Below are 19,709 nucleotides of genomic sequence, written 5' to 3'. Positions count from 1 at the left end.
CGAAAAGGCTTTATAAGCCGAAAGCAATTATGTTTGCTTTTTTTCCAAGATGAATTTTAAGAACTTTCTATTTTTTATAGCAATAGGCTGCGCTCTTTATGCGGTTTCAATTCTGGGTAGCAGTTGTGCACAAATAGGCGTTCCTACTGGTGGGCCGAGAGATTCAATTCCACCAAAGCTTTTAAACGCCAACCCACCAAACGGCACGGTAAATTTTAAAGGCAATCGTATTACACTTAGTTACGATGAATATGTTCAGCTTCAAAAATTACAGGAGAATTTATTGGTTTCGCCCACGCCTAAAATTATCCCTAATGTAGATTATAAATTAAGAACGGTTACAATAAAAATTCGTGATACACTGGAACCAAACACCACCTATCGCTTCGATTTTGGAAACTCTATACAGGATATAAATGAAGGCAACCCGGTCAGAAATTATTCATACATATTTTCTACAGGCGCTTATATTGATTCTCTCGGGTTTTCAGGAAACGTTCAATTGGCAGAAACTGGCAAAACAGATTCTACCTTGTTGGTTTTTTTATACAAAGATCTTGATGATTCGGCCGTATTTAAACAAAAACCAAAATATATTACGAGGCTGGATAGCTCAGGTAATTTTGCATTTCATAATTTACCGGGAGGCATATATAATGTGTTTGCTTTAAAGGATGAGGGTGGGCAAAAAATGTATAACAACCCGGATGAGTTATTTGCATTTCTTGATACCACAGTTACAATAAGTGATAGCACAAAGCCTGTAAAATTATTTGCTTACCAGCAAGAAAAATCGAAGCCTAAAACAACTTCAACAAGTGGAGCTTCCTCAAAAAAAGAATTAAAATATACGACCTCAGTTGGAAGTGGCAAGCAGGATTTATTAACCCCGCTTACCATTGAATTTAATCGCAAGCTTAAGAATTTTGATAGCATGAAAATCCAGCTAACGGATACACTTTATAATCCCTATAAAACGGCAGTTGCAACTATTGATACAACCGGAAAGAAAATAACCATTTCAAATAAGTGGCTGGATAACGCAGACTACAGGCTGATAATTCCAAAGGATTTTGCTACAGATACACTGGGAGTCACATTACTAAAATCTGATACTTTTCATTTTAAAACAAAAAAAGAAGGAGAGTATGGAAGCATCTCCCTTAGTTTTAAAAATCTCGAAAAATTCAAAAATCCTGTTTTGCAATTTGTATCCAATAACGAAGTGGTAAATTCCTATCCTTTAACTTCATCAAAATGGAATCAGAAACTTTTTAACCCTGGTGATTACGAAATAAGAATCCTGGAAGATGATAATAAGAACGGCATTTGGGATCCTGGAAATTATCATTTAAAGAAACAGCCTGAAAAAGCTTTTGCTATCAAACAAAAAATAAATATTCGCGAGGATTGGGATAATGAAAGAGATATTATTTTATAATTTGCTAATGGGGCAATAAGTAATAGACAGGACAGGCAATCGACATTGCACATCAAACATCGTACATTGTACTTGTCCAAACATCGCACATCGTAATCGTACATTATCTTTGCCGAATGATTTTTTCTTCCACTCTTTTAGAAAATGCCGTTAATGAATTTGCTAAGTTGCCGGGCATTGGTAAAAAAACGGCTTTACGGCTTGTGCTTCATTTGTTAAAAAAAAATACAGATGATGTAAAAGATTTTAGTGAAGCGATTTTAAAAATGAGAGAAGAAATTAATTTTTGTACCCGCTGTTATAATATTTCTGATAAACAGTTATGTAATATTTGTGCCGACAGGGCTCGCAGGCAGCAAATGATTTGCGTTGTCGAAAGTATTCGTGATGTGATTGCTATAGAAAGCACACAACAATACAACGGCCTCTACCATATTTTAGGTGGCGTCATTTCTCCGCTGGATGGTATTGGGCCAGATCAATTACAAATTGATTCGCTTATTAAAAGAGTCGATGAAGAAAAAGTAGAAGAACTGATTTTTGCGCTAAGTCCCAATATCCAGGGCGATACCACTATTTTTTATATTAGTAAGAAATTAAAAGCGAAAGCTATAAGAATTACTACCATCGCCCGTGGCATTGCTTTTGGCGGCGAGCTGGAATATGCGGATGAAATGACATTGGCCCGCAGCATTTCCAACCGTATGCCTGTTGAGAATTATGTGGGAAATAAATTTTAAATTGTGGCAGATTATAAACCGTACACAGCTAATTACCAGGAATAAACACGCCCTTGCAAAGAAAATTTTAATTAACTAACTTGCATTTCAACATTTCAATTTTATTAATTTGAGTATCCCGTTAGAAAATAAGCCAGTAATAGGATTTACCTGTGGCGACCTTAATGGCATTGGTATAGAACTTATTTTAAAATCACTTTCAGATAACCGCTTTCTTGATTTTTGCACGCCCGTTGTGTTTGCCAGCAATAAGGCTATTAATTTTTACAGGAAAAGTATTGGCGATCTTAATTTCAGCTTTGCCAGCATTAAAGATTTTTACAAATTAAATGCCCGCCAGGTAAATATTTTTAACTGCTGGGAAGAAGAAGTTGCTATTAACCCGGGCACCTTAAATGATACGGGTGGGCAGTATGCTATAAAAAGCTTGCAAGCAGCTACCACTGCTTTAAAAGATGGCAAAATAGATGCCTTAGTTACTGCACCGCTTCACAAAAAAAATGTTCAAAGTGCAGATTTTTCATACACTGGCCACACTCCTTTTTTTAAAGATTTTTTTGGTGTGAATGATGTGCTAATGTTGCTCACAGCTGAAAATTTGAAAATCGGGTTAGTTACCGAACATTTGCCGGTGAAAGAAATTGCGGCTCACATTACCAAAGAGAATATTATAAGTAAGCTATTAATATTAAACGCTTCTTTAAGAAAAGATTTCAATATCGAAAAGCCAAAAATTGCAGTATTGGCTTTAAACCCGCATGCTGGCGATGAAGGATTAATAGGCACGGAAGAAGAAGAAATTATAAGGCCGGCTATTAAAGAGGCAAAGCAGCGTAATTTACTGGTAGTAGGTCCTTTTAGTGCAGATGCTTTTTTTGCCAGGGGTCAATATAATAAATTTGATGCTGTATTGGCAATGTATCACGACCAGGGATTAATTCCATTCAAATCTCTTGCGTTTGGAGAAGGAGTTAATTTTACAGCAGGCTTGCCAGGAATCCGCACTAGTCCTGACCATGGAACAGCCTTTGATATTGCAGGAAAAAATAAAGCAGATCCCTCTTCATTCCGGGCTGCGATATTTAGCAGTATTGACATAATAAATAACCAAAAACTGTATGAAGAAAACCGTAAAAATCCCCTAACCAGAATGAGTGCCAACGTAGTTGCAGGCGCAGTTGATGAAAAAATAAGTGAATAACCTTCTTATTTTATTGATACCTCCATGTAATAAGTAGGCAGTTATAGCGTTATAAAATTATTCGCCAAACGATTGAAAGGATAATAATAAATTTTTAAACTTGTTTTCTTACAGAAGTATAATATTAAAGATTAGGTATGAAGAAATTTTAGAGTAATATAGTTTACTTCAAACTAAATTATACTTTTGTAACAGAATGCTATTTAATATTACGGTATGGATAACATCTTACTCAGCGGGGGATTAGCGTTTTTAATTACGTTTTTTTCTATACCTGTAATAATTGAAGTTGCCAAGGATAAAAAGCTCTTCGATGAACCTGATGAAAGAAAAGTCCATAAGGCTGTGATACCTACTTTAGGTGGACTTGGAATTTTTGCCGGTTTTATCGTTGCTTCTTTATTGGGCGTTCCTTCTTCTGTGCCACCTGTTTTCCAGTATTTTGTTGCCGCTATAATGGTGATATTTTTTCTTGGTATAAAAGACGATATTTTAATACTTTCTGCTTCTAAAAAATTTATAGGTCAACTGGTTGCTGCGGGTATCATTATTAAGTTTGGAGGAATTCAAATAAATGATATGCATGGCTTTTTAGGCTTACATGCAATTCCGCATAGCGCAAGTATTTTACTTACTTTGTTTACAATTGTTGTTATCACCAATTCCTTTAATCTCATCGATGGCGTTGATGGCCTTGCAGGTAGCCTTGGATTATTAACCTCTTCAATTTTTGGAGTATATTTTCTTGCTACACATCAACTAATGTATGCCGTCATGGCCTTTTCACTTGTGGGAAGCCTCGTCGCTTTTCTTATTTATAACTTTTCTCCGGCAAAAATATTTATGGGCGATACAGGCTCATTGCTCATCGGTATTTTAAATTCGGTTTTTGTTATAAAATTTATTGCAATAGCCGCAGACCCTGCTCTTGGAATGCCTCTACAATCTGCGCCGGCTATTGGTTTTGCTATTTTAATTGTTCCCTTATTCGATACGCTGAGAGTTGTAACAATTCGCATTCTTACCCGCAGATCGCCTTTTAGCCCAGATAGAAATCATATTCATCATTTTTTGCTGGATCTTGGATATAGTCATCGCAGAATTGCATTGACCTGTATTGCCGGAAATATTGCTTTTATCAGCCTTGCGTATCTTCTTCGCTTCTCAGGTACCACTATGGATATACTTGCACTTTCGGGTGTATCATTAGCGATTGTAAGTGTTGTATATTATAGCCGTCCCAAAACAAAGATTAAATCTATTAGCCTGCCCGAACTTGATCAAAAGGAAATTATTATCAAATCCCACAAAATATTCACTTTGGCTGGTGATGCAGTTGAGCAGAATTAAACCGTATTAACTTTTTTATCAACCCGATTTTATTAAATTTGTGCACTTTTTTAGGCCCTACGTTTCTGGGCAACATTTTTATTTTAAACCATAAATAAATGGCAGACGATTTAGCAGGAATATTAGACGATAGCAGGTTATCCATGAAAAAAGCAATCGATCATTTCGAATCGGAACTTACAAAAATACGTGCTGGTAAAGCAACTCCAACGATGCTGGATGGTATTGTAGTTGATTATTATGGCAACCCTACACCGATAGGCCAGGTTGGTAATTTAAGTGTGATGGATGCAAGAACGCTTACCATTCAGCCCTGGGAAAAAAACATGCTTCAGCCAATTGAGCGGGCAATAATTGCTGCTAACATCGGAATTAATCCACAAAATGACGGAAATATGATTCGTTTATTTCTGCCACCGCTTACTGAAGAAAGAAGAAAAGAACTGGTGAAGAGAAGCAATGTTGAAGGAGAACATGCAAGAATTGCTGTGCGCAATATTCGTAGAGATGCTATTGAACAAATTAAGAAATTACAAAAAGATGGCCTAAGTGAAGATGCTGCAAAAGATGGCGAAAGTGATATGCAGGAACTCACAAACAATTATATTTCTTTGATAGAAAAACATCTTGAAGCAAAAGAGAAAGAAATTATGGCGGTATAATTTGAGCATTAAATTTTGAAAGAGCAATTACTCATATTAATAACTACTCCACTATATCTTATTGTAATTGGTCTGGAGATGATATTTAGTAATCTTCATTTAAAAAAGTACTATACAGTTAAGGAAACGTTTATTAATATTTACTTGTGTATTCTTAATGGCGGGATAGATCTTTTATTCAGGGCTGTTTATATTTTTATTCTCCTTTCAATTTACCAGTTCCATTTTGTAGATTTTTCTTATTCTCCTTTTTTATATTGGCCGTTACTTTTTATTTTCGAAGATCTTGCTTTTTACATAGAACATCGGGTTGATCATTTTTGCCGTATTTTTTGGGCAGTGCATGTTACTCATCATTCTTCAGAAGAATTTAATTTAACTACGGGTTTCCGTTCTTCTGTATTACAACCATTATACCGCTTCGTTTATTTTTTACCGTTAGTATTGCTTGGCTTTAAACCAATTGATATTGTATTTATGTACTCGCTAACGCAGATATATGGAATATTGGTGCATACACAATACATCAATAAAATGCCCCGTTGGTTTGAGACCGTCTTTGTTAGTCCGTCTCATCACAGGGTTCATCATGCAAGTAATGTTCGTTATTTAGATAGAAATATGGGAATGGTATTAATAATATGGGACCGTTTTTTTGGAACATTCCAGGATGAAGTAAAAGAAGATCCTGTAAGATATGGCCTCACCAAACAATTGGAAAATCCACATCATCTCACAAAAATAATTTTCCACGAATGGCAAAACATTGGAACCGATCTAAGGAAAAAATTACCTCTCGCCATTAAAATAAAATATCTCTTCATGCCTCCCGGCTGGAGCCACGACGGAAGCACCAAGACTGCAAAACAATTAAGAAAGGAATTGCTTTTTTCTAAGAAAAATGCAATTCCTTTCAAATAAAAAATATTGATTTTTAATTGTTGTAAAATTGAAATAATATTTTGTATGTGGAAATTTTCTTATTTTAAATTATTATTTCACCATCTTCCTTCTTGTTTAAAAAATTATAATGAGCCGTATTAACCTCAAAGAAATAAATACAAGAGCAGGAAAAGAAATTGACAAACAGGAAACAAAAGATAAACTTGTAAAAATTCTAGTAGAATTAGATGAATTACAAAACCTGTTGTTTGCAGAAAATCAACATTCGATATTGGTTGTAATACAAGGAATGGATGCCAGTGGAAAAGACGGCGTTATAAGAAATGTTTTTACGTCGATGAATCCACAAGGGGTAAATGTAAAGAGTTTTAAGGCGCCCACTCCGGAAGAATTAAGCCACGATTTCTTGTGGCGTATTCATGCCCAGGCACCTGCCAAGAGAATGATACAAATTTTTAACCGTAGTCATTATGAAGATATAATTGTAACAAGAGTTCATAAATGGTGTGATGATAAAACTGCCCGCCAAAGAATGAAAGCAATTAATGAATGGGAGGATATAATATCAAAACATAATAATACAAATATTCTGAAATTTTATTTGCATGTTTCTTATGAAGAGCAACAGGAAAGACTTAAAGAAAGAATAAAAGATCCCGGGAAAATGTGGAAGTACAATGCTAATGATTTTGAAGAAGCTAAACTTTGGGATGTTTATATGCAGATGTACGAGGATTGTTTTGAAAATTGTAATGACATACCATGGACTATTGTTCCCAGCGACCAAAACTGGTACAAAGAATATATTATTGCATCTACACTCCGGGACACATTGCTAGGGTTAAATATGCAATATCCCGGCCTTAAAAAATAGTATCGATATTATATTATCATTAAAAACAAACATTATGAGCTTTATTAAAGATTTCAAAGCCTTTGCAATGAAAGGCAATGTTATGGACCTCGCCGTTGCAGTAATTATTGGCGCTGCATTTGGAGCTATTGTATCGTCATTGGTTACAGATATTATTACACCCCTGGTACTAACACCAGTGCTGGATAAGGCAGGACTTAAGGATATTGCCGAACTTAAATGGGGTGCAGTCACTTACGGAAAATTTTTAGCTGCGGTTATTAATTTTGTGGTAATTGCATTCGTTATCTTTTTACTCATCAAGGCAATAGCTTCTATGCAAAAGAAGGAAGAAGCGCAACCGGCTGGCCCGTCTTCTACTGATAAATTATTAATGGAAATAAGAGATGAACTAAAAAATAAATAAGCGTTAGTTTAGTTTCTTTAAACTTAAACCAGGTAGTCTCTTGCCTGGTTTTTTTTACTTCTTTATTGATGTGCCTTCAAACAATTTTTTTTAGGGTGAACACAAACATCCGGATTAGATGTTTGAGCTAAAGTAAACTTGTAAGTAAAGAAAGATAATATGGGATGAAGTACACACGGCCAAACCCATAATTAATTTTAAAGTATTTTTGTGATCCCGCTTGGCTTTCTACGGGATTTTTTTTATTTATAAATAACTAGTATTAATAATTAATTGATTTAAATGAATACTGAAATATACCAGATAAAACTGCCACAGTTTGAAGGCCCGTTCGACCTGCTGCTTTTTTTTATTGAAAGAGATGAACTGGATATTTACAATATTCCCATTACAAAAATCACCAACGAATTTTTGGTTTACATCCATAAAAGCGAATCGCTTAATATTGAGTTGAGCAGTGAATTTATTTTATTTATAAGTACGCTGATGCGTATCAAAGCAAAGATGCTTTTACCTAGAAAAGAGCTTGACGCTGAAGGAAATGAAATAGATCCTAGACAAGAACTGGTAGATAAAATTCTTGAATATAAAAGGTTTAAAGAGGCAGCAGTTAAAATGAGCGAGCTGGAAGCATTGCGTTTGCTAATGGTGAAACGAGGAAACATCCAGGAAGAGCTTTCTAAAATTGGCGAAGAAGCTGGCGAGGGAACAGAAATACAAGCCGTTTCTTTGTTTAAGCTAATGAAAGCTTTTGAGAGAGTTGCCAGTCGCCTGCACGATAAGCGGCATCAGCCGGTGCATACAGTTGTGCAATACGATTATACCATGGAAGGCAGCAGAAAATATATGCTTGAGCTGGTTAAGAAAGAGCGAACTATTTCTTTTGAAAAAATATTTGATATCTCAGAAAATCGCATACACGCAATTTTTCTTTTCCTCAATATGCTGGAACTTATTCAGCAAAAATATTTTTCTATAATTATGGGCGAAGGTGTCAATAATTTTATTGTGGAGTATAATGAAGAAAGGGTTGAAGAGTTGATTGTTCCCCAAGAAGGCGATAATTGATTATGATACCACCGCAGTTAAATACATTTCCGGAATGCAAATATTGCAGGCAAACACGTAAGTTTATACCCAACCCATTTTCCTGTACTCATTTATCTTTGTAGTTAAATAAAATCAGGCAATGACTAATGAGTATTTAGCCGACGTTAAAAAGCGATTTGAGGATTATAAAATGCTCGGAGAGAAAACTTTTGCGCAGGTTCCCGATGAAAAACTTTTCTGGAAATTTAATGAAGAAAGTAATAGCATTGCTACAATTGTAAAACACCTATGGGGAAACATGCTTAGCCGCTGGACTAATTTTTTAACTACAGACGGGGAAAAGAATCAAGAAACCGCGATGCTGAATTTGAAAATGATATTACAACCCGCAGCGAACTTCTTGAAAAATGGAATGAAGGCTGGAGTTGTTTATTTGACGCCCTAAATTCTATATCGGCAGCCGATTTACAAAAAGAAATTTATATCCGCAACCAAGGCCACACCGTACTGGAAGCAATAAACAGGCAACTGGCACATTATCCTTACCACGTTGGTCAAATAGTTTTTATTGGAAAAATGATTTGTAATAATTGGACCTCGCTTTCCGTACCGAAAGGGAATTCCAAAGAGTTTAACGCGAAAATGCTTTCAGCCCCCAAACATTAAGTGCATTTTATCGAAGACATTATTAACAGTAATGTAGTAAGGGCAAAATAAAATGTAAACGCGTTTAATCTTTTCCGTTACATTCGATTAGAGTATTTATTTTATAATCGCTGCCTTCATTTGCCCAAATGTTTACGTACAGCCGGCGCCACTACATTTCCAAATAACTCTATAGCATGCATCATTTGATTATGGGGCAGTGTGCCCACGCTGAACTGAACCATAAAGCGTGTGTTGCCAAACAATTCATGTTCATATAATATTTTATCAATCACCTGCTGCGGGCTTCCAACGAGTAAAGCCCCTTCAGGATTTCTCATAAATTCAAACTGCTCGCGGGTGGTCGGCGGCCAGCCACGTTCGCGGCCTATTTTACTCATTACAGCGGCATACACCGGGAAAAATTCATTGGCCGCCTGCTGGCTGTCATCTGCAATATATGCATGCGAGTTGATGCAGAGTTGAAGCCTGGTTATGTCGTGCCCGGCTTTTATATATTCATTTTGATAATACTTGGTGAGCTCAACAAATTGCCGCGGCATTCCGCCAATAATGGCAATAGTAAGCGGCAATCCCAGCGAGGCTGCACGCAATACAGAGGAAGGCGTACCACCTATGGCAACCCAAACGGGTAAATGCTGTTGATACGGCCTTGGATAGACGCCGAGTTCATGAAGCGGCGCACGGTGTTTTCCCTTCCAGGTTACTTTTTCATTTTCATTAATGGCAAGCAATAGTTTCAGCTTTTCATCAAAAAGAGTGTCATAATCTTCTAGATCGTATCCAAAAAGTGGGAATGATTCGATAAAAGATCCGCGGCCAGCCATGATTTCGGCTCTTCCGCCCGAAAGCAGGTCAACCATTGCAAATTGCTGAAAGACCCTTACCGGGTCATCTGAGCTTAACACACTAACGGCGCTGGACAATCGAATATTCTTTGTTTTAACTGCCGCTGCCGCTAGTAAAGTTGCAGGTGATGAAACGAGAAAATCCGGGCGGTGATGCTCTCCGATAGCGAATACATCCAGCCCCAACTGGTCCGCAAGTTCCACCTCCTCCATCAGGTTTTTAATACGTTGATAAGGACTGATAGTTTTGCCTGTTAAAGGATCGGGGGTTAATTCTACAAAAGTGCTGATACCTAATTCCATCCCGCAAAATTAAGGCAGCGGCAGATAACCTGTCGCTGTCGTAATGTTTTTATTTGTATGCTGGCAATACGACGATCTTTTTACGGGTATGCTGTTGCGTTAGTTATCTTGAATAAATAGTTTACACGGGGCAGGGGAAGCGCCGTAACAATTGTGGGCGGATTATAGACAAAATGATATCAATAATTGGTCATTCATAAATTTAATATTTATACACAGCATTAGCGAATTCTTATGTTTATTTGCAGCATGAAAACCACGAAAGCATTACTTCTTCTATTAATCGCCACCCTGGATGTTGTCTTTGTTTCTGCGCAATACGCTTCAATAGATACTTCAAAAATAGGGGATAATGAAAAAGCAGGACGATATATCAAAATAAGAGGCTTCAATATGTACTATGAAGTTTATGGGGTAGGGGAACCGTTGCTTTTAATTCATGGTAATGGAGGCTCTATAAGTAACTTCATGTACCAGGTGCCCTTCTTTGCTAAAAATTATAAAGTGATTGTTGCAGATAGCAGGGCGCAGGGAAAATCTATAGATATGGGTGATTCGTTAAGTTATGAAATGATGGCCGACGACTTTAATTCCCTTTTGGATACTCTACACCTCCAGTCATGTTATATTATTGGATGGAATGACGGTGCAATAAATGGTCTATTGCTGGCGATGCGGCATCCGGGTAAAGTGAAAAAGCTTGCAGTGTGTGGTGCACGCTTATCTTCGGATACCAGCGCCATAGACGCGACTGCACATGATTGGGCATTACAGTATAACGAATCATTCAGTAAGCTTAAGCAGACACCAGAAAATAAAAACAGGCATAAGGTGGCACATTTATTATCATATGCCCCTCATATAACTACTGAGCAGTTAAAAAAAATTCAGTGTCCTGTATTGGTTATCGGTGGGGATAATGATATCGTTCTCACAAAGCATACATTACTCATATCGGAAGCTATTCCTAACTCATATTTATGGATTGTACCCGGTGCCGGAAATTCAATAACTATTGACTATAAAAACCAATTTAACGACGTGGTAAATAATTTTTTCAGAACACCATATAAAAAAATAACAGGACTCGACCGGTTTAATTAATATCCTGCAGCCATCCCATCTTTGCGGGGATCTGATGCACCATGATATACATGTTGTTTTGCATCGAATTTTATGCATTGGTATCCACCAAATTCTCCGGGGGTTCCTGCTGCAACTTTATATCCCATTTGCAATAAAGACCGGATTGATTCGGGAGAAAAGCCTGACTCAAGATAAATAGTACCGACACCTTCACTGGCTTTTCCTGTCGGCTCTGAAGAACCTTCATGTTCTATTCTTGGGGCATCCCCTGCCTCTTGTATGGTCATCCCAAAATCGATAATGTTCATTAGCACCTGCACCTGCCCTTCCGGCTGAAAGCCGCCACCCATAACACCAAAGCTCATATAGGGCTGATTATCTTTTGTAACGAATGCGGGAATGATGGTATGGAAAGGACGTTTATGTGGCGCATAAGTATTATTCTGCCCTTCCTGCAATGAAAACAAATACCCGCGATTTTGTAAAAAGAAACCAAGACTGTCGGGTACCATACCCGAACCAAATGCAGCAAAGTTGCTTTGAATGAGTGATACCATATTTCCTTCATCATCTGCAACAGTTAAATAAACTGTTTCACCGCCTTTCAAAGCTTTATCATCCCCGGCGGTAAAATAGGGTGATGCCTTTTGCATATTTATCAGTTTGGCTCTTTCGATGCCATAACTTTTTGAAATAAGTTCATCAACAGGAATTTTTGCAAAAGCCGGATCGGCATAATACTTTGCACGGTCCTCATATGCCAGTCTTTTTGCTTCTGTAAAAAGATGAATATGTTCAGCGCTTCCAAAAGGTACTTTACTGAAATCGAAATTTTCCAGGATGTTCAGCATCTGCAATACTGTAATGCCCTGCCCATTTGGAGGTAGTTCCCAAACACGGTAGCCGCGATAGGTTGTTGATACAGGATCTAACCATTCTGATTTATGATCAGCAAGATCTTTATAGGAAAGATATCCACCATTCTTCTTCATAAACCCATCAATTGTTTTAGCAATATTGCCTTTGTAAAAAACATCTCTTCCGCCAATGGCAATTTTTTCAAGTGAATTGGCCAGTTGTGGATTTTTAAAAACTTCTCCGCGTTTTGGTGCAGCACCATTTGGCATAAATACCCGTTGCACATTCGGATTTTTTCCATACAAATCTTTCAGGTGGGCGTACTCGAAAGCTGCTTCATCTGCAACAGGAAAACCGTTGCGGGCATAATTGATTGCGTAAGAAAGAATATCTGTCATTGGTAATTTTCCAAACTTCCCATGCAACTGAAACCAGCCATCCACGCAGCCGGGAACAGATACAGGCAATGGTCCGCTGAAGGGAATAAATTGTTTTCCGTTTTGCTTTAATATGTCAAGCGTAAGATTATAGGGTGATCGGCCCGAAGCATTTAACCCATATAATTTTTTTGTTTTGGCATCATATACAATTGCAAAAAGATCACCGCCAATTCCGTTCATTTCAGGATCCGTAACGCCCAGCACAGCATTCGCAGCAACAGCAGCATCAATTGCGTTTCCGCCTTTTTTTAAAACATCAATGGCAGCTGCCGTTGCAAGTGGCTGACTGGTACAGGCCATGCCGTGTTGCGCCATAACAACCGAACGGGTGGCAAAAGATTTTCCTGTAAGCCTGTCCTGGGCCTGTAAAAATGAACAAAAGAAAAAAGATAGCAGTATCAGCAACGAACAAAAGAAGATATTTTTTTTCATGAGCAGAGCTTTAGAGGAGAAAGGGTATGTAAGATAAGTAGAAAAGAGAAATGATTTAGATCCGGAAATACGCGGCTCAAATTAGTAACTGCCTTAATTTATTCTGCAGTACCATCTGGCCGTCGTGCTGCGGGTTGCCCTGCGCTGGTTCATATTTTCTTCGGTATTATTTTATTTATTACCATTAGCAGTATCCCATTTGCACGCCAGCATTTTACGCTGGTAGAAATTTCTTTAATGCCTTTTGGTAAAACGATTCAGTGATATTTGCATATTATTGTTGGAAGCCCGATGGGGATACAAAGTTCCGAATAATTCAATTTATGATTGTACCAGAAACTCCTTATTGCTAAAGAATATTTCTCTACCCATAATATTTTGTCTTCAGTTTTTGCAACCATAGTATAACCAATGGATGGCAAGTTAACTTTGATTACCCTGTTTTTTATAATCAAATTTTTCCCATCCATCCTATATGTGACAGCATCACTACTATTTTGAACACCTTTTAAGTTCATATATAGTTTTTCGAGCTTAAGTTCCCTGTGATTTTTTGAGAATCCTTTAATTCATTTATTTCATCCCCATCGATTATTGCAGGCTCATTCATAAAATAAAGAAGGCTTAAAATACAGTCTGTTTTTTTACTCAGATTGATAATATCATGCCTGGTAGTTCTTACAAAGACATAAGATTTAAATAAAGGTTCATGTAGAATCTTCGTATAAAAAGTATGAGACTTATGTTAATTAACAGGGTAAAAATTTTCAATTCCTCTTTTTACCAGTAAAAGTGAGACTTTCTTTTCGCAGTGAGGTTTCGTATATACTGCGTACCAGTTCTTCTGCATATTAATTTTTTTTGAAATTTAAATTTGCAGTAATTCAAAGGAATGAAATTGGTATATAAAGAAGTTAATTTCTCAAAGACGCTAAAAAAACTTTTTATCATTACTGACAAATGTGAGTGCATCTGATGATTCCGGTTGGACATTTTCAATTCTTCTACTTCACATTTCTCTTCCAGCAGTTCCCGGTTTCAACAGAGAATGTAACCATTAATATGACTTGTATCATCTTTTTATAGTGATTTGGTCATTGAAACATAAAAAAAATATCACAAAATTGCACAAAATTGCGGGCGGTTAAAGCGGATAGGTGGGATGGTAATATTGACCACCAGCTTAGGTTGAATGATGTGTGATGAATTTTCGTTGCAAAACTTTCAAGATGAAAAAGCCGGGCGTAAATAAGAATGCTTCTAACAAATTTTCTTCTAACAAAACTAAGAACAATAAAATTGTAGCCGGGTTGGAATACCGACTTGCAAGCCTGCTAATAGGGATGAACGTTGTATGGCTTGCACTATTGCGATACAAAAATCCATGGAGGGCCTTTCATCTCGCAGCGAAAGTTATTAATACAAGGGACCAGTTTAAAACTACACATCCAAAAATTGCCAAAAGGGCTAATAAATATTATATGAATTTACATACCCCGGGTTGGCCTTCGAAGGCTTTCAACCGCGGCATACATCATTCATTTAATTTAGTTTCCCAAAGCCCGGACATTTCATTGTTTTCAGTTGTTTTTGCAATTACGAATAAATGTGGGTTTCAATGTGAACATTGCGTTGAATGGGAAAATCTGAACAGGAAGGATAGCTTATCTGCTTATGACCTTGTTACAATCATAAGGCGTTTTCATCATATGGGCATTTCGCAGGTACATCTCAGTGGTGGAGAACCACTGAACAGACTGGACGATATTCTTTTTATACTCGATTCTGTTCCTGAAGGAATTGACTTTTGGGTATTTACCAACGGGTATAATTTATCTGCTGAAAAGGCTGCACGATTAAAAGAACATGGAATGACAGGCGTCATTATCAGTCTTGATCATCATGAGCAGGAAAGACATGATCAATTCAGGGGTATTCGGGGTTCTTACCAAAGAGCCTTGCAGTCCGCACAACATGTTGTTGACAGCGGGTTGTTACTTGCATTTTCCTGCTGCGCAACTAATGAATTCATATCGATGAATAACCTGGAGTCTTACGCCAGTGTTTGCCGGGAAGCAGGAGCATCATTCATTCAATTCCTGGAACCAGAAGCGGTGGGGCATTACCGGCAAAAGAATGTAGCTCTCAATAAAAAGAACAAAGAACTCCTGGAACATTTTTTTTACCGCTTAAATTTCGATGCTTCTTATTCCGGATACCCGATTGCCAGTTATCCGGCCATGATAAAAAGGCATAACGGGTGCCCCGCAAGCGGACTTCATTTTGTTTATATTGATGCCGATGGGTTTGTACATGCTTGCCCATTCAATAAAAAAAAGTTATTCCCGGCATCCTCCACCATCCTGGAAAAAAACATTCGTTCCTTAAGAGAAACCGGTTGTTCCATGATCGAATTTACTTCCAAATCCAAAGATTCAGCTAAAACACTTCAGCTCCACCGATAGGCCCGGGATCGGAGAAATCTTTTCTGAATCTTCTTTTTACAAAAATGATCTGCCATTTGGCCTATGTGCTTACAACTGAACTCTTGACTAAAATAAGATTAATCACTTTTAAAAATATTGATATATGAAACCGATTATTCCCCGCTTGTCACGCTACACTACCTTATTTTTCTTTCCATTGCTACTTGTTGTAAGGTGGAGAGGAAAATTGTACATTTTACTGGTTTTAGGGATGCTTATTCTTGCAGGATGTTTTAAAAAATTTTATTCTACCGGAACAACCACTTCTGCTGATTCAACCACAATTGAAAAACTGAAGAACGCCAATAAATATTTTATTATACACTATCAAGACTCCCTTTTGGCACTTTCAAATGTCTCCATTAACAACAATGCAATTGAAGGAAAAAGCGGACCATTGCTGAAAGAACATACCACCCGATTGTATCCAGAGAGTAATGAAGCCCTTCCTCTCAAAAATAAAAATGAAGCTTCCCTGTTGTCAGAAGTGCATCTCTATGTTAATTATAAGAAGTCGGCTAGTACAGAATATCCAGCGGTAAAAATCCCTTTTTCGGATATATATAGGATGGATGTTTATGAATTTAACAAAAAAAAGACCAACTCGAGCATCGTGTTGAGTATTGTTGGGATAGCAGCTGGCGTTGCACTGGTTGTTGTGGTTCTTGCGGCAGGATCAGGAGGTGGTGGTGTATCATCTCCTCCACCTAGTTCCACAACGAATGGTGAATGCGGCTGCCCACAGGTATATGTAGAACAAAAAGGGAATTTTGATTTTCAGAATGGTATTTTCAGCGGTGCTGTGTATGCCAACCTTGAGCGGATTGACTATCTTCCGCTTGGAGATTTACAACCTGAAAATTCTGACATCCGTTTGCGTATATCCGGCCATGACAACGAAATTCAATTCCTCAATTCAGCCCAACTCATTGGTGTATACCACAGGCCAGGTTCACAGATAACCGTTGATGGAAATGGTAAATTTTATGCAATAAGCCATCCAGAGCTTCCAGAGGCAGTGACGGTGCCTGACGGCCGGGATTTAAAGGAGACTTTAAGCAGGGCGGATGGGAATACGTTTGCGTTCAATACATACAACCCTAAAGAAGAATTTTCAAAAGCATACCTGACTTTCAAAAAACCATTAGAAAATGGGAAAGCAAGATTACTGATCCGTGCAAAAAATAGTAATTGGGCTGCTGCGATAAATGATGAGTATACTTTATTATTTGGAGAAAAATATTCACGCCACCGCGATTATTGGGAAAACACAAGCGCTGAGAAGATGAAAGCATTTTTATTAAAGCATGGGCTTCCGATAAAAGTTTATGTAGAGAATGAGGGAAAATGGGATTATGCGGGATACTTTCCTTTAAGTGGAACCGAAGGCTACCGGGATATGGTTATGGAAATTAAATTACCTGAGAATAAGAGCACCCATTTTCGTATCAAACTTGAAACAGTTTACCGGTTCTGGGACCTGGATTATGCAGCAATAGATTACTCTCCGGCAGAGTCACTCAAGACCTTTACCATGGATCCTTCTTCAGCCTATAATATTCAAAGGGGAGACCAGAAAGAACAGGTGGCCAAAATAGATAAGAATTATGCTGTGTTGAATAATGATGAAAGCATTGGCCTTGGGTTCCAGGTTCCGGAAAAGTTGGAAAATAATACTATTTCTTATTTTCTTGCTTCAAGTGGATATTACCATATGCAAAAAACGTATCCTGTAAAAGCGAATGTATCGAGGTTAAAAGAGTTTAAAAAACCAGGCGAATTTGATCGATTTTCAAGAGAGAAGTACCAGGAAATGGAGCAATGGCAGTCTTTAGCTGCACATATGAACGAGGCTTCAAATTGAAAGGGGTTATTGAACACAGTTTAAAATAAATCCACTCGACCGGAATTATAAAGGGTTTCAATAGAGTAAATTGAAACTCTTTTTCAACTTATACCAGTCTTGAAAACCGGGCGTTGGAGCGGGGGAAATCTACTCCCATTGCAAAGAGGATAAAAAATCCGCCAAGGAGTGCTGCCACCCATATCTCCCACCCATATCCCGGGTGAAGTTCTGCCAGTTGAACATTGATTGTAGTGAAAACGATTCCTGTTATAACCGAAAAAATAGCGGCCCATTGATATAAACGCAATCCTTTCCAAACAGGAGTTTGCACTTCACCCCTGTACGCCTCTTCTACAAACCGGCCTGTACTGGTGAGAATAAGATACATCCCAAAAATAAATGAATAAGAAAATTTATTCAGCCATAAAGCCAGTAATAAAAAGCCCACAACAAACAGCCAAAGAATTGAATATACCTGTGTAGGATGAAGATATTCTCCTTTTAACCCGGAAATATTGCAAACCCGTGAACGGGAATGAAAATAACGGATGCCGAGATTAGTATTGCTGGTTGGTTTACCATGGCAACAACCATTTACCAGGCAACGCAAACGACCGGTCGCCTGAACCCATGGCATAACAACGGAAATAACTCCGATAACCACCCACCCATTGTAACCCATCCACCAAAGTATTGCACTGGCAAAGAAGATTCCAACTAAAGCTCCGTAATAACCAAATGGTCTTTTCAATTTATCAGACCCTTCAATGAGCTGCGCCCATAATGCTGCAAAAACAGTTACTACAAAAGCAAATATCAAAATACCCCATGCATATGCCTGGCCTACTAATAAGCCGCAAAAAAGAATACCGGCAAAACTTCCCAGGCCCACATAAATGCCGTGATTGATTATTCTGACATGACCGAATATCCATTCTTTCCATGAGTTGGCAATTGTTTCTGCAGTCTTACGGATAAACAACCAAATAGCGGAAGAATTAGCTGTTACAAGGGAAATAAAAACAGACACAATTAAATTAACTGTAAAAGAGCGGGTATTGGTTAATTGCAGAAAAATAATAATAATTGAGAAACCCATAACGGGTAACGTCCATTTCTTGAATTGCCGGCTATAGGTAGCGGCGGAAAGAAGTGTAAGAAAAACGGGAACACTTAAAAGAATCGATGATTCATTACTACCCGCTTGCTGGTTTCCTGCATAAAAATATTGGGCCCCAACTGATGGCCACAGTAATGAAATATAAACACACAATGCAATTCCGGATAAAACCGAAATCACCCAACGATGAAGAAGGATATTGCTTTTTACGATAAGAGGCACCAACAAAATGAATGGAACTGCCAGGAATTGAATACCATTGAGCCTGTTAAAATATTTTAAGCCTCTTGAATCAGGCAATATCGAAGTGGAACCATGAGTTAAAAACCAAACGACATAGTTTGAAGTTATTAAAAGTGCTATAACCCAAAAAACTGAAACTATTCTTTTTACTAAAGACGGGAATGAATCAGCAGATGAAGGAATATCCAGTAGTACAGACATATCGGCATCTCTGAACCGGTCTTTCAAATCAATCTTTTCATAACCCAGCACCAAAGCAATAATGGCCAATAAAGATATGGGGGTTACAATCCAAAGCCCACCGGCTGAACCTATAGAAATAAACACGCCTGTCATTAGCATACAATAACCCCAGTAAATGGGGTGGCGTAAAAAATGATAGGGTCCCTTTTTTACAAAATGGACAGGGGGGTAAGCATTCATGGGCAAGCCCTTACCAAATTTTTTGAGTGAAAACATAGCCCATCCCATCAGGAGTAATCCTGAAATACCAATGATCATTCCGCCAGCCTGGGATTCAATGGCTGGAAAACGAACAATATTTTCAAGAGATTGGGCCCACCACAATTGCAGCAATGGAATAAAGGCAAGAAATAATATTGCATAAAGAATTTTGCCGGATAGTTCTTCTTTTTTCATCTTAATAAGAATTTAACCTAGCAGAGGAGTTTACTTTTATGCTATCGGATTTTTGTGCATAAAAAATTTATAAGCCTTCCCTGACCCATTTCTCAGCAAAAAATATTTCAGTATT

The 19,709-nt window shown here is 37.7% G+C and carries 17 protein-coding genes and 1 pseudogene; 14 read left to right on the top strand and 4 right to left on the bottom strand.

All coding sequences use genetic code 11. The features are described from left to right. Window positions 1-49: 49 nt before the first annotated feature. The 10 genes and pseudogenes from FW778_RS11890 to FW778_RS23730 all read left to right on the top strand — a co-directional run bounded on the left by FW778_RS11890 (window position 50) and on the right by FW778_RS23730 (window position 9,293). Window positions 50-1,441 (top strand): Ig-like domain-containing protein, encoded by a 1,392-nt coding sequence (locus FW778_RS11890; RefSeq protein WP_150414920.1) that lies wholly within the window; start codon window positions 50-52, stop codon window positions 1,439-1,441. A gap of 116 nt (window positions 1,442-1,557) precedes the next feature. Continuing rightward, window positions 1,558-2,181, top strand: a complete 624-nt coding sequence (recR, locus tag FW778_RS11885; RefSeq protein WP_150414919.1) for a recombination mediator RecR — start codon at window positions 1,558-1,560, stop codon at window positions 2,179-2,181. Window positions 2,182-2,290: 109 nt separating this feature from the next. Beyond that, window positions 2,291-3,382, top strand: a complete 1,092-nt coding sequence (pdxA, locus tag FW778_RS11880; RefSeq protein ID WP_150414918.1) for a 4-hydroxythreonine-4-phosphate dehydrogenase PdxA — start codon at window positions 2,291-2,293, stop codon at window positions 3,380-3,382. 216 nt (window positions 3,383-3,598) lie between these two features. Beyond that, the gene (locus FW778_RS11875) at window positions 3,599-4,732 is read left to right on the top strand and encodes a glycosyltransferase family 4 protein (RefSeq protein ID WP_150414917.1); all 1,134 of its coding nucleotides are present in this window, start codon (window positions 3,599-3,601) and stop codon (window positions 4,730-4,732) included. A 98-nt stretch (window positions 4,733-4,830) separates the two neighbouring features. After that, on the top strand, window positions 4,831-5,394 hold the full coding sequence (gene frr, locus FW778_RS11870) for a ribosome recycling factor (protein WP_150414916.1): 564 nt from the start codon (window positions 4,831-4,833) through the stop codon (window positions 5,392-5,394). A gap of 15 nt (window positions 5,395-5,409) precedes the next feature. Then, window positions 5,410-6,315 carry a sterol desaturase family protein gene (locus FW778_RS11865; protein WP_235906231.1) on the top strand — a complete coding sequence of 302 codons (906 nt, stop codon included), beginning with the start codon at window positions 5,410-5,412 and terminating at the stop codon, window positions 6,313-6,315. Between the two features lie 109 nt (window positions 6,316-6,424). Next, the gene (locus tag FW778_RS11860; protein ID WP_150414915.1) at window positions 6,425-7,171 is read left to right on the top strand and encodes a PPK2 family polyphosphate kinase; all 747 of its coding nucleotides are present in this window, start codon (window positions 6,425-6,427) and stop codon (window positions 7,169-7,171) included. A 34-nt stretch (window positions 7,172-7,205) separates the two neighbouring features. Continuing rightward, a complete protein-coding gene (gene mscL / locus FW778_RS11855) occupies window positions 7,206-7,577 on the top strand; it encodes a large conductance mechanosensitive channel protein MscL (RefSeq protein WP_150414914.1) in 372 nt (123 codons plus the stop codon). A gap of 282 nt (window positions 7,578-7,859) precedes the next feature. Further along, window positions 7,860-8,645: a segregation and condensation protein A gene (locus FW778_RS11850; protein ID WP_150414913.1), complete on the top strand. Its 786-nt coding sequence runs from the start codon at window positions 7,860-7,862 to the stop codon at window positions 8,643-8,645. 121 nt (window positions 8,646-8,766) lie between these two features. Beyond that, a pseudogene (locus FW778_RS23730) lies at window positions 8,767-9,293 on the top strand (DUF1572 domain-containing protein). Window positions 9,294-9,409: 116 nt separating this feature from the next. Here the strand turns inward: FW778_RS23730 and FW778_RS11840 are convergent. After that, window positions 9,410-10,444, bottom strand: a complete 1,035-nt coding sequence (locus FW778_RS11840; protein ID WP_150414912.1) for an LLM class flavin-dependent oxidoreductase — start codon at window positions 10,442-10,444, stop codon at window positions 9,410-9,412. A 249-nt stretch (window positions 10,445-10,693) separates the two neighbouring features. Between FW778_RS11840 and FW778_RS11835 the strand changes: the two genes are divergently transcribed. Then, window positions 10,694-11,548 (top strand): alpha/beta fold hydrolase, encoded by an 855-nt coding sequence (locus FW778_RS11835; protein WP_150414911.1) that lies wholly within the window; start codon window positions 10,694-10,696, stop codon window positions 11,546-11,548. On the opposite strand, the gene ggt is transcribed toward FW778_RS11835, so the two are convergent. Beyond that, window positions 11,545-13,260 carry a gamma-glutamyltransferase gene (gene ggt / locus FW778_RS11830; protein WP_150414910.1) on the bottom strand — a complete coding sequence of 572 codons (1,716 nt, stop codon included), beginning with the start codon at window positions 13,258-13,260 and terminating at the stop codon, window positions 11,545-11,547. The genes FW778_RS11835 and ggt overlap by 4 nt on opposite strands. A gap of 96 nt (window positions 13,261-13,356) precedes the next feature. On the opposite strand from ggt, the gene FW778_RS23725 reads away from it, so the two are divergent. Beyond that, on the top strand, window positions 13,357-13,524 hold the full coding sequence (locus FW778_RS23725; RefSeq protein WP_150415019.1) for a YccF domain-containing protein: 168 nt from the start codon (window positions 13,357-13,359) through the stop codon (window positions 13,522-13,524). A gap of 481 nt (window positions 13,525-14,005) precedes the next feature. Here FW778_RS23725 and FW778_RS23720 read toward each other — a convergent pair whose 3' ends face one another. Further along, a complete protein-coding gene (locus tag FW778_RS23720; protein ID WP_150414909.1) occupies window positions 14,006-14,110 on the bottom strand; it encodes a transcription termination/antitermination NusG family protein in 105 nt (34 codons plus the stop codon). Window positions 14,111-14,489: 379 nt separating this feature from the next. Between FW778_RS23720 and FW778_RS11815 the strand changes: the two genes are divergently transcribed. Next, the gene (locus FW778_RS11815; RefSeq protein WP_202552197.1) at window positions 14,490-15,725 is read left to right on the top strand and encodes a radical SAM protein; all 1,236 of its coding nucleotides are present in this window, start codon (window positions 14,490-14,492) and stop codon (window positions 15,723-15,725) included. Between the two features lie 124 nt (window positions 15,726-15,849). Further along, window positions 15,850-17,610: a hypothetical protein gene (locus tag FW778_RS11810; protein ID WP_150414907.1), complete on the top strand. Its 1,761-nt coding sequence runs from the start codon at window positions 15,850-15,852 to the stop codon at window positions 17,608-17,610. Between the two features lie 88 nt (window positions 17,611-17,698). Here FW778_RS11810 and FW778_RS11805 read toward each other — a convergent pair whose 3' ends face one another. Next, a complete protein-coding gene (locus FW778_RS11805) occupies window positions 17,699-19,594 on the bottom strand; it encodes a prolipoprotein diacylglyceryl transferase family protein (protein ID WP_150414906.1) in 1,896 nt (631 codons plus the stop codon). Window positions 19,595-19,709 lie beyond the last annotated feature (115 nt).

The organism is Ginsengibacter hankyongi (assembly GCF_008710285.1).
GTDB classification, from domain to species: domain Bacteria; phylum Bacteroidota; class Bacteroidia; order Chitinophagales; family Chitinophagaceae; genus Ginsengibacter; species Ginsengibacter hankyongi.
The sequence above is the reverse complement of the archived record's forward strand: the minus strand, read 5'-3'. Positions and strand labels throughout refer to the sequence as shown.